Here is a 9,308-nt window from a genome sequence, read left to right as displayed (position 1 = left end):
CTGGTTATTTCAATTGCCGGCCTGGTATTAGGGCCAAAAGCCGCTGAAAATAAACTATACCCCGAAATTGCACATTATGTGGGCGCCCAGGCAGCAGCGCAGATACAGGAAGTTTTAAAGAACCTGCAGCTTTCGGGTAAATCAGGCACCGCCGTTGTTATCGGCACCATAACGCTGTTAATTGGCGCCAGCAGCACCTTTATTGAGATGCAGGATTCATTGAACATGATATGGCGGGTAAAAGCCAAACCCAAAAAGGGTTGGGTTAAATTGATAGAAAACCGTTTTCTTTCATTTTCGCTGATCATCGGCCTGGGCTTCCTGTTGCTGGCATCGCTTATTGTAAGCGTGGTGATGAATGCAATAACCCGCGACATTGGCCAGTTTTTGCATGCCATAACGGCGCCGCTGGTAAAGGGCGTCAACCTCGGGATCACGCTGGCGGTTACCTCACTATTATTTGCCATTATATTTAAAGTTTTGCCCGATGTAAAGATCAGGTGGAAGGATGTGCTGTGGGGCGCCGTTTTTACTTCGGTGCTTTTTATGCTCGGGCAGTATTTAATTAATTTGTATATCCAGTACGCCGCCAAAACCTCCGCCTATGGAGCAGCGGGCTCCATATTGGTGATATTGATCTGGATCTATTACACTGCCGCCATTGTTTACATCGGCGCCGAATTTACCCAGGTTTACGCCGAAGCTATTGGCTGTAAAATCGAACCGGCTGATTATGCCGTAAGCGTTCAACAAACCGAAATTATCAGGGAAGTGAAGATATTACCGCGGCAAAACCCCGAATTGGATGAAGAGATAAAGAAAGGATAAACACTAATTTTCGCAAATAAAAACGAATTACATGAATTGAAAGCGGATTTATTTGCTTCCTGAGATTTGTGACAATTCGAACTCATTCGTGTAATTCGTGTCAATCAACTCAATATTCATCATGTATCCACGTAATAATCCTCGCCATCTCGGCGCGGACTTCAGAAACAGGGCGGGTAAAGTTGTTGTTCATGAAAGAAAAGGCCAGGCGCTTTCCCTTGCGGGTAACAAAGTAGCCACCCTGGTTATACACGTTATTTAACGACCCGGTTTTTGCCCAGATAAATGGTTGCCCGTTATCCGTTTTATAGGCGTGCCTGATCGTTCCTACCACACCGCCTTCGGGTAACAGGCTATGCAACAGGCTGTCATTTTTCACTTCCTTATCTATTTTTTCAAGGAGAGCAACGATGCTACGGGGGGTAAACAAATTTTGCCGCGAAAGTCCTGAACCATCTGCCCATTGGGGCACGTCGGGCAGGTCGTTCAAAAAATGCGTTTTCGCATAGCTGATCACTGAATCTGAACTTAGGATTTTAAATTTTGCCGACGAACAAACCAGCAATAACTGTTCAGCTATAAAATTGTCGCTGGGTTGCAGCATGTGCCGGTAAACAGTATCTGCATTGGCGTCGTAAATAGTTTTTGCGCTATCAGGCATAGATAAATGGATTTCCAAAACGGGCAGCTTCAGGGTGTCCTGCAGCAAAGCCAGCGTTAATGCAGTACTTGTTTTCCATGGTACATCCTGTACGAAGCCCTTAGGTGATTTTACGGCGGGGTAAACAAATTTATTGCTGATAAAATCGCGCCTAACGCTGAAGTTTGAGGGGCGGTAATTACTGTCGCACTTTACATATCTTTTTAAATAGGAGGGCTTCACCTTGATGGAATCATTTTTATCAGCATAAAATTCCGCGACATTATTTTCAAGTGGCAGTTCGGTAATTTCCGGTTGGTAGTAATCATTATAATCATTCCAGGCCCAGCCATCCCCATAAAAATCACCATTATAATTGCCTGTTGCAAAAAACAGCTTTTTATTGGCGGCTTTCAAAAAATTAAAAGCTTTGGTAGCTTTAAGGTCGCTGTGCAAAAAAGAAGGGTCGCCGGTGCCCCAAAAGATCAATGAATCATGGCGGATAACATATTTTAGTGCAGGGATGCTGTCGCCCAGCATTTTAAGGCAGGTATAAAAAGTAAATAGTTTTGTGTTGGATGCAGGGGTGAAATATTTATCAGCGTTTTGCTGCCAAATCATTTTTTTATCATCAGGTCGTACAGCGCGAAGCCGGTAAAATGATCGTTAAGGATGGCGGAATGTTTGAATTGTTTTTTTATTTTTCGTTTGCGGATATGGCCTGCAGCGGCATCATTGGTTTGTAACAACAGCGCACCGAGCGCCGTCAAAATGATAAATACTTTTTGTCGCATCAGGGTTTTATATGATTAAATTGTATATTTAATATCCAAATATAAACTTTAGTTGACGCGTCTCTCCCATACTATAAAAATGTTACGAGTAACAGCAATGCTGGCCGTTTTATGGTGCTGCAGCATGCCTGCCCGTGCGCAATATTTCGACCTGGAGGGCGGCCGGAAACATGTTACTGTCCCTTTTCGTCTCATCAGGGACCTGGTAGTTGTCCGCTTAAACATAAACGACAAGGGCCCTTTTAACTTTGTACTTGACACCGGTGTCGGCCTGATGCTGATCACCGACCCAAAGTTAGTGGATTCCATCAACCTTATTAATAAACGTACCATTCAAATAGAAGGCCTGGGCGAAGGCGATGACCTGGAAGCATATATTACCCCTGCCTTAGACGTGCAGATTCCTGGCCTGAAGAGCTATGATGTAGGCGCTGCGATATTAAAAACAGACCATTTTGGCCTTTCCAATTATGCCGGTATCCCCATTCATGGCCTGCTGGGCTATGAGTTTTTTAATAATCTGGCTGTTAAAATTAATTTTGCCGACAGCTCTTTAACGGTTACAAAGCCCAAAGACATGCGTCTTTTTAACAAAGGCAATAAGGTCCCGCTAAAAATTGAGAACCGTAAACCTTACTTGCAGGCGAAGGTTACATTTACCAACGGCACCAAATCAATAGACAAACTCATCTTCGACCTTGGTGCCGGACACCCGCTGTCGCTTGAAAATATTATTGAAAAGCATGGCCTGCCTGATAAATTTATCGCTGCTAACCTGGGCGTAGGCCTTACCGGGCCTATTAATGGTTTTGTAAGCAGGGTAAAAGAAGTGGATATCGGTAAATATAAAATTAAAAACGTGATCACCTCGTTCCCTGTATCAAACGCCGCCGAAAAATCTGTTGAACAACGGGATGGAAACCTGGGGATGGGTATTTTGAAACGTTTTACATTGATAGTAGATTATCCTGACAGTGTGCTGTACTTAAAGCCGGGGCCAACTATTGATGAACCCTATGAGCATGATATGAGTGGCCTTGAATATTACAGTACCGGCAAGGATTTAGATCACGTGGTTGTCAGCCGGGTTGAGCCCGGTTCTCCGGGTGATGAGGTAGGGTTGGAGCCCGGGGATGAGATCATGGCCATCAACTTTAAATCAGTTACTAAAATGACGCTCGAGGAAATTGATGGCATTTTCAAATCGAGGCCCGACCGCGCCCTGTTGCTGGAAGTGTATCATGATAAAAAATTTGATAACGTGATCATTACTTTAAAACGGCGCATTTGATTTGTAGATAAACTACAAAGTAAGCGCGATTACGGGGGGGGCGCCCTGCTATAAATCACGGATGCCTCTTCTTGAAAAATCGTTACAATTCCGCTAATCTTTCTCCGTATTTTCGTTCATGGCCTTCTTCGCTGCCAGCAGTGCCAAAAACGTAATTGCTGCAGCTGTGCACAAATAGTAACCAACGTAAGGTAAACCGAATTTTGTTGCCAGTGTAGTTGCAACCATCGGCGTTAAGGATGCCCCTATGATGCCAGCTAGTGTAAAAGAAACCGACGCTCCGGTATACCGCACGGATGCCGGAAAGATTTCGGCCAGCGCTGTTCCAAGTGGGCCATAGGTCATCCCCATTAAAAACATCCCAATTACCAGGAAGATAACGGTTAGCCCCCAATTACCGGAAATAAATAATGGAGAAAAGAACAGCCCGAATATAAAAATGCCGGCTGTAGCCAAAGTGAGGACTTTGTTGCGGCCATACTTGTCTGCCAACACAGCTGACAACGGTATAGCCAGCGCGAAAAACACATAAGCGATCATCTGGCCGATAAGAAAGCTGGTTCGCGTATAATGTAATGTTTTGGTTCCCCAATCAAGTGTAAACACCGTGATCAGGTAAAACAGCAGGAAGGTAGTAATGGTAATAAAAGTGCCAAGGATAAGCACTTTGGTGTGATTAACGAATACGTTTATTATAGGAACTTTAACCCGCTCATTTTTTTCAATCACCTTTAAAAAATCGGGTGTTTCGGTTATTTTTAACCGGACATAAAGTCCAACAAAAACCAAAATAGCGCTGGCAATAAATGGGATGCGCCATCCATAACTAAAAAACTGCTGATCGGTAAGGGTTTTGCTTAGGATAAGAAAAGTTGCTGTGGAGATCAACAGCCCGATGGGCGCACCTAATTGCGGGAACATGCCATACCAAGCTTTTTTTCCTTCGGGGGCATTTTCAGTTGCCAGCAATACCGCACCGCCCCATTCGCCGCCCAGGCCCAGGCCCTGCCCGAAACGGAATAAGGCCAGCAGTAAAGGCGCAATAATGCCTATCGATTGGTAGGTGGGCAGCAAGCCAATGGCGACGGTTGAGGGCCCCATAGTCATTAATGCAGCAACCAGGGTGGCCTTACGGCCCTTGCGGTCCCCGAAATGCCCGAATAGGGCGGCACCCAATGGCCTTGCAAAAAAGGCGAGAGCAAAAGTTGCCAAAGAAGCAAGGGTAGCAGAAGCCGGGTCGCCGGCAGGAAAAAATAGTTTCGGGAAAACAAGCACGGCCGCGGTGGCATAGATGTAAAAATCAAAAAATTCAATGGTGGTGCCTATTAAACTGGCCACCAGTACGCGCGTGGCCGAATTTCCGGTACTATTTTGCTGACTCATTAAACCGCTCTTTTAATTGTGATAAAAACAAACCCAAACATATCACATTCCCTGCAATAATACGTCAATAAAATAGACGGGATTGAAAACCCTGCATTCCAGGGAAAGGCTTACTCATCACTTCGGACCAAGACTTTTGACTTATTCTAAATACTCCCAGGCGCTTTGGTATCCTCCAATGCTTTCGGCATAACTGATCAGGTTTGCATAAAAAGGCAGGCGGCTAAGTGTGGAACTGTCGCCGATGATCACCAGTTTTTTGCGGGCGCGGGTCATAGCCACATTCATCCGGCGAACGTCAGCAAGGAAGCCGATAATGCCTTCGGAATTGCTGCGGGTTAAACTGATGAGCACCACATCGCGTTCCTGTCCCTGGAAACTATCGATGGTATTTACCGAAACCTTGTCGCCATAAAGATGCAGCGCTGGGGTATTTGCTAATTGCTCTTTTAATAGCCGCACTTGCTCACTGTACGGCGAAATGACCGCTATGGATGGGGAATCCTGTAAAGGATTGTGTTTGTGGATGGCATCTGCGAGGTTTTCAAGATACCTGAAAAGAAAAGCTGCTTCTTCAGGATTGGATACGCTGGTGCCGGAGGGCTTTTCGTCAAACCCGCAGCCAGCGGTATCAATAAATACCATGGGCAGGTCGCCTGTAAAAAGCACCTGGTCGGCAACCGAATGATGTGCTTTCAATGCATCGTGATAAAACACCCCGGAAGAGTAGCCCATGATGGCCTTGTTCATGCGGTATTGTTCTTCCAGCAGGGTAACCGCTTCTGGATGCAGGGAGATGCATTTTTCGATCAGGGTGGTGCTTAAGCCATTGCGCGCCGCTTCGTTTGATTTAATGGTAGGCGATAGCTGGCAATGATCTCCGGCAAGGATCACCTTCTGCGCCTTCAGAATAGGAATCCAGCAGGCAGGTTCCAGCGCCTGTCCGGCCTCATCAATAAAAACTGTATTGAACTTAAGGTTTCGGATCGTCCAATGATTGGCCCCGGCCAGTGTGGCAGTAACAACCTGCGCTTTGGTCACCAGGTCGTTGATAATAAACTCCTCCGTTTTGGCCACTTCCTTCATGATCTTATGTGCCTCATCAAACAGGGCCTTGCGCTGGTTGCGTTCGGCTTTTCCAAAACTGCGCTTGTACTTATGGCCCATGTTTTTGAACTCGGCAGCCTGTTTTTTAAGGCGTTTGCTTTCCTTCGTATAAGGGTGAAGCACCATCTGGCTGTCAAGGGTAAGGTCCATCAGCCGGTCCGAAACCCTTGCCGGATTACCTATCCGGATGACGTTTAATCCTTGTTGGGATAGTTTTTCGCTTAGCAGGTCGACGGCCGTATTGCTCGGCGCCACTACCAAAACCTGTTGCTTTTGCAACTTCACGATGTGGCTGATGGCTTGTACCAACGTTGTGGTTTTACCTGTACCGGGCGGCCCGTGAACGATGGCCAGTTCCTGTGCCGAAATAATTTTTTCTACTGCCGCCTCCTGTGATTTATTTAAACCTGGTGCAGTTAATACCTTGTCTCCTGTAACAAACAGCGGACTTTTTTTTCCGGTAAGGATTTGTGCCAGGCGGCCCTCAACGGGATTTTCACAAAGTTTGGCTGCTAGTTTTAGCGCACCAAACATTTCATCGTAGTTATTAGTGTCGAACAACAGCTCAATGCCCAATTTTCCGTCGCGGCACCAATCGGGCAGTTCTTCGGTAAATATATTGAGCTTGATGCGGTCGCCGCCAATGTACGAAATGACGCCCTCCACGCGGTTATGTTTCGGGTCGTGATTAGAGAACAACACTGCCGGGCTGCCAAAGCGCAATTGGTGAATCACATCCAGGTGTGTTTTTCTTTCAGCTTCAACGTTCAGGTAATCGCCCCGGCTCGGTTCGGTGCCGGTGATGGCGATGGGGTACCATGATAGCCCCGCAGCCCTCCTGTCAGTAACCGAAGTTGACGAAACCTGTTTTAAATAAGCCTCGCGGTCTTCCGTTTGTTCAATTTTCAGCAGGCCGGCAAGGTTTTTGAAGTAGTCCATTTGCGCAAAGGTAAGCAATACGGTGATTGAAAGAATGGCCGAATAGTACAGCGTATACATTTTACTAACCGTGTAAGGGGCTGCAAACCTGTGAAAAAAGGCCGGTTTTAAGCTTATTTAAGCCAATTTAATTTTTTTTAAAATTTATTGCGAAATTAAGCCGGAAATCATACTTTTGCACACTCCAAACCGGAAAATACTCCTGAGTAGCTCAGCCGGTTAGAGCATCTGACTGTTAATCAGAGGGTCGCTGGTTCGAGCCCAGCCTCAGGAGCCTGAAAATCAATGATTTAACCCAACTCTGGCGAGTTGGGTTTTTTGTTTGCATACAATTTGCATACAAAGGGGGTTCATAAGGTTTTTTAACCAATATGGTTTTTTAGTTGAAAAGACTTGATTTGAATAGGTAATCAGCCGCGACCAACATTCTTAATGGCGCGACAACCGTTGGTTGCCTCTCTGTTATTCACCCAACAAATTTATGATCACTCATTATGTTTTACTTAATACCATCCCTTTACCGGCTACCAGCAGTTCCTGAGTAATTGTCCTGGTATAAGTTTTAATCTCTTGCTGAAAGACATCAACAGACGCACCTGAACGGATTTCTTCCAGCCTTTTTTCCCAGCTTCCGGTAAGTTCAGCCTGAGAAATTCTATAATCTTTAACCACATCATACACAGAAAGCCCTGTTGCGGTTGGTAATAGATTCTTTTTTTCGCGAAGAATATAATTTCTTTTAATGAGTGTTTCAATGATTGCTGCGCGGGTTGCTGGTGTACCCAGTCCACTATCTTTCATAGCATCGCGTAATTCCTCATCATCAATTTCTTTACCGGCTGTTTCCGTGCTTTTAACAGCGAGGCTTCATTGAATAAAGGCTTAGGCTTTGTTTGTTTTTCTAACAGTATCTTATCCAAAATTGGTAAATCCTCTCCCTGCGTTACCTTTGGCAGCGAAGTGTTTTCCCCATCTTTTTTTTCTTCGTCAGGCTCATTAAATACTGATCGCCATCCTGGATTGCTTATTACTGTCCCACTTGCAATAAATATACTGCCAGACCGTACCGTGATTTTAGTGATCTCTTTTATGCAATCCTGATGGAATGCTTCAAGCATCCGGCCGGCAACCAGGTCATAAATAGCTTGTTTATCGGCGGATAACTGGTGGGGCGTTTCCCCGGTTGGCAGAATTGCATGGTGGTCCGTTACTTTCTTGCCGTTTACACTACGCTTGCTGAGCTTGGCTGTTGCCAATACATTGGCCCGCTTGTTAAACTCGGGGTGATCTTTCAATTTTTCAATTAGATCCGGTATACCGGCAAAAACATCATCGCCAATATAGCGGCTCCCGGTACGCGGGTAGGTAACCAATTTACTTTCATAAAGACTTTGTAAAAGGGTAAGCGTTTGATCCGCTGTAAAGCCTTTGCGTTTATTGGCCTCTTGTTGCAGGCTGCTTAGGTCATGTAATAACGGAGGTGGTTCCTTTCTTGGCTTAGCTTCTACACTCAAAATATTTCCGGTATCAAGCACCTTGTCGATAATTGCCTGGGCTTCTTCCCTGGTTTTAAATTTTTGCTCGTTAATCGCGCGAAAAACCTGCCCATCCTTATCAACATTAATAGCTACCTGGTAAAACGGCTCGGGTATAAAGTCCTTATTTTCCAGGTATCGTGAACAGATCATAGCCAGCGTGGGCGTTTGAACCCTGCCTAATGACAATACAGCGCGCGTGCCGGAAGATAAACTCAATGCCTGGGTAGCGTTCATTCCGACCAGCCAATCAGACTGAGACCGGCAATTAGCGGAATTAAAAAGGGTATCATAATCGCTTCCGGGCTTTAAGTTCCTGACCCTTCCTTTATTGCAGCATCAGTCTGGGATGAAATCCATAGCCGCTTAAACGGTTTTTTGCATTTCAGGTAATAGTAGATATACCGGAATATTAATTCACCCTCTCTACCGGCATCCGTTGCGACAATTATTTCGGTGGCTTCATCAAACAACGACTTGATGATATTAAGTTGCTTCCGTACCCCAGGATCTTCGATCATCCCATCCTTGCTTTTTACTTTCCGGATGGGCAGTTTAAATTTTGGCGGGAGCATTGGCAGGTTTTGAACATTCCAGCCATAGTAGCCGTATTCCTGCGGTGCAGCAAGCTGTAGCAGATGACCAAAGGACCAGGTAAATGTATAGCCTTTCCCTTCCATGTAACCATCTTTTTTAGTGGTTGCACCAAATATCCTGGCGATTTCCCTGGCGACGGATGGCTTCTCAGCAATAATTACCTTCATAGTTCCGCCGAAAATACCTAAAGGGAT

9 protein-coding genes and 1 tRNA gene are annotated in these 9,308 nt (G+C 45.5%); 3 read left to right on the top strand and 7 right to left on the bottom strand.

Annotated features, from left to right (window positions below; genetic code table 11):
• On the top strand, positions 1-828 hold an 828-nt coding region (locus QZY09_RS16930; protein WP_295674256.1), incomplete at its 5' end, for a YihY/virulence factor BrkB family protein.
• A gap of 109 nt (positions 829-937) precedes the next feature.
• On the opposite strand, the gene QZY09_RS16925 is transcribed toward QZY09_RS16930, so the two are convergent.
• Together QZY09_RS16925 and QZY09_RS16920 are read right to left on the bottom strand one after the other, a co-directional pair.
• Positions 938-2,089 (bottom strand): D-alanyl-D-alanine carboxypeptidase, encoded by a 1,152-nt coding sequence (locus QZY09_RS16925; RefSeq protein ID WP_295674255.1) that lies wholly within the window; start codon positions 2,087-2,089, stop codon positions 938-940.
• Positions 2,086-2,262, bottom strand: coding sequence for a hypothetical protein (locus tag QZY09_RS16920; RefSeq protein WP_295674253.1), 177 nt, complete (start codon positions 2,260-2,262; stop codon positions 2,086-2,088). The genes QZY09_RS16925 and QZY09_RS16920 overlap by 4 nt, the downstream gene beginning before the upstream one ends.
• A gap of 79 nt (positions 2,263-2,341) precedes the next feature.
• Here QZY09_RS16920 and QZY09_RS16915 point away from each other — a divergent pair, with 79 nt between their 5' ends.
• Positions 2,342-3,553 carry an aspartyl protease family protein gene (locus QZY09_RS16915; protein ID WP_295674252.1) on the top strand — a complete coding sequence of 404 codons (1,212 nt, stop codon included), beginning with the start codon at positions 2,342-2,344 and terminating at the stop codon, positions 3,551-3,553.
• A gap of 93 nt (positions 3,554-3,646) precedes the next feature.
• Here the strand turns inward: QZY09_RS16915 and QZY09_RS16910 are convergent, their stop codons facing one another.
• The gene (locus QZY09_RS16910) at positions 3,647-4,936 is read right to left on the bottom strand and encodes an MFS transporter (RefSeq protein WP_295674251.1); all 1,290 of its coding nucleotides are present in this window, start codon (positions 4,934-4,936) and stop codon (positions 3,647-3,649) included.
• Positions 4,937-5,077: 141 nt separating this feature from the next.
• A complete protein-coding gene (locus QZY09_RS16905; RefSeq protein WP_367119239.1) occupies positions 5,078-7,042 on the bottom strand; it encodes an AAA domain-containing protein in 1,965 nt (654 codons plus the stop codon).
• A gap of 140 nt (positions 7,043-7,182) precedes the next feature.
• Between QZY09_RS16905 and QZY09_RS16900 the strand changes: the two genes are divergently transcribed.
• Positions 7,183-7,256 (top strand) — tRNA-Asn (locus QZY09_RS16900).
• A gap of 218 nt (positions 7,257-7,474) precedes the next feature.
• Here the strand turns inward: QZY09_RS16900 and QZY09_RS24810 are convergent.
• From QZY09_RS24810 to QZY09_RS24800, 3 genes are all read right to left on the bottom strand, one after another.
• A complete protein-coding gene (locus QZY09_RS24810) occupies positions 7,475-7,783 on the bottom strand; it encodes a DNA topoisomerase (RefSeq protein WP_367119238.1) in 309 nt (102 codons plus the stop codon).
• Positions 7,780-8,754, bottom strand: coding sequence for a type IA DNA topoisomerase (locus QZY09_RS24805; RefSeq protein WP_367119237.1), 975 nt, complete (start codon positions 8,752-8,754; stop codon positions 7,780-7,782). Before QZY09_RS24805 ends, QZY09_RS24810 begins: the two co-directional genes overlap by 4 nt.
• A gap of 71 nt (positions 8,755-8,825) precedes the next feature.
• Positions 8,826-9,308, bottom strand: a 483-nt coding sequence (locus tag QZY09_RS24800; RefSeq protein WP_367119236.1) for a toprim domain-containing protein, incomplete at its 5' end; no start/stop codon positions are given.

The sequence above is a fragment of the uncultured Mucilaginibacter sp. genome, from assembly GCF_903913935.1.
Classification (GTDB): Bacteria; Bacteroidota; Bacteroidia; order Sphingobacteriales; family Sphingobacteriaceae; genus Mucilaginibacter.
This window is presented reverse-complemented; position numbering and strand designations above follow the sequence as displayed.

Coding starts and splice junctions, on each gene's coding strand:
- QZY09_RS16925 (WP_295674255.1), bottom strand. CDS start 2,089: ATGATTTGGCAGCAAAACGCTGATAAATATTTCACCCCTGCATCCAAC.
- QZY09_RS16910 (WP_295674251.1), bottom strand. CDS start 4,936: ATGAGTCAGCAAAATAGTACCGGAAATTCGGCCACGCGCGTACTGGTG.
- QZY09_RS16905 (WP_367119239.1), bottom strand. CDS start 7,042: ATGTATACGCTGTACTATTCGGCCATTCTTTCAATCACCGTATTGCTT.
- QZY09_RS24805 (WP_367119237.1), bottom strand. CDS start 8,754: ATGAACGCTACCCAGGCATTGAGTTTATCTTCCGGCACGCGCGCTGTA.
- QZY09_RS16915 (WP_295674252.1), top strand. CDS start 2,342: ATGTTACGAGTAACAGCAATGCTGGCCGTTTTATGGTGCTGCAGCATG.
- QZY09_RS16920 (WP_295674253.1), bottom strand. CDS start 2,262: ATGCGACAAAAAGTATTTATCATTTTGACGGCGCTCGGTGCGCTGTTG.
- QZY09_RS24810 (WP_367119238.1), bottom strand. CDS start 7,783: ATGAAAGATAGTGGACTGGGTACACCAGCAACCCGCGCAGCAATCATT.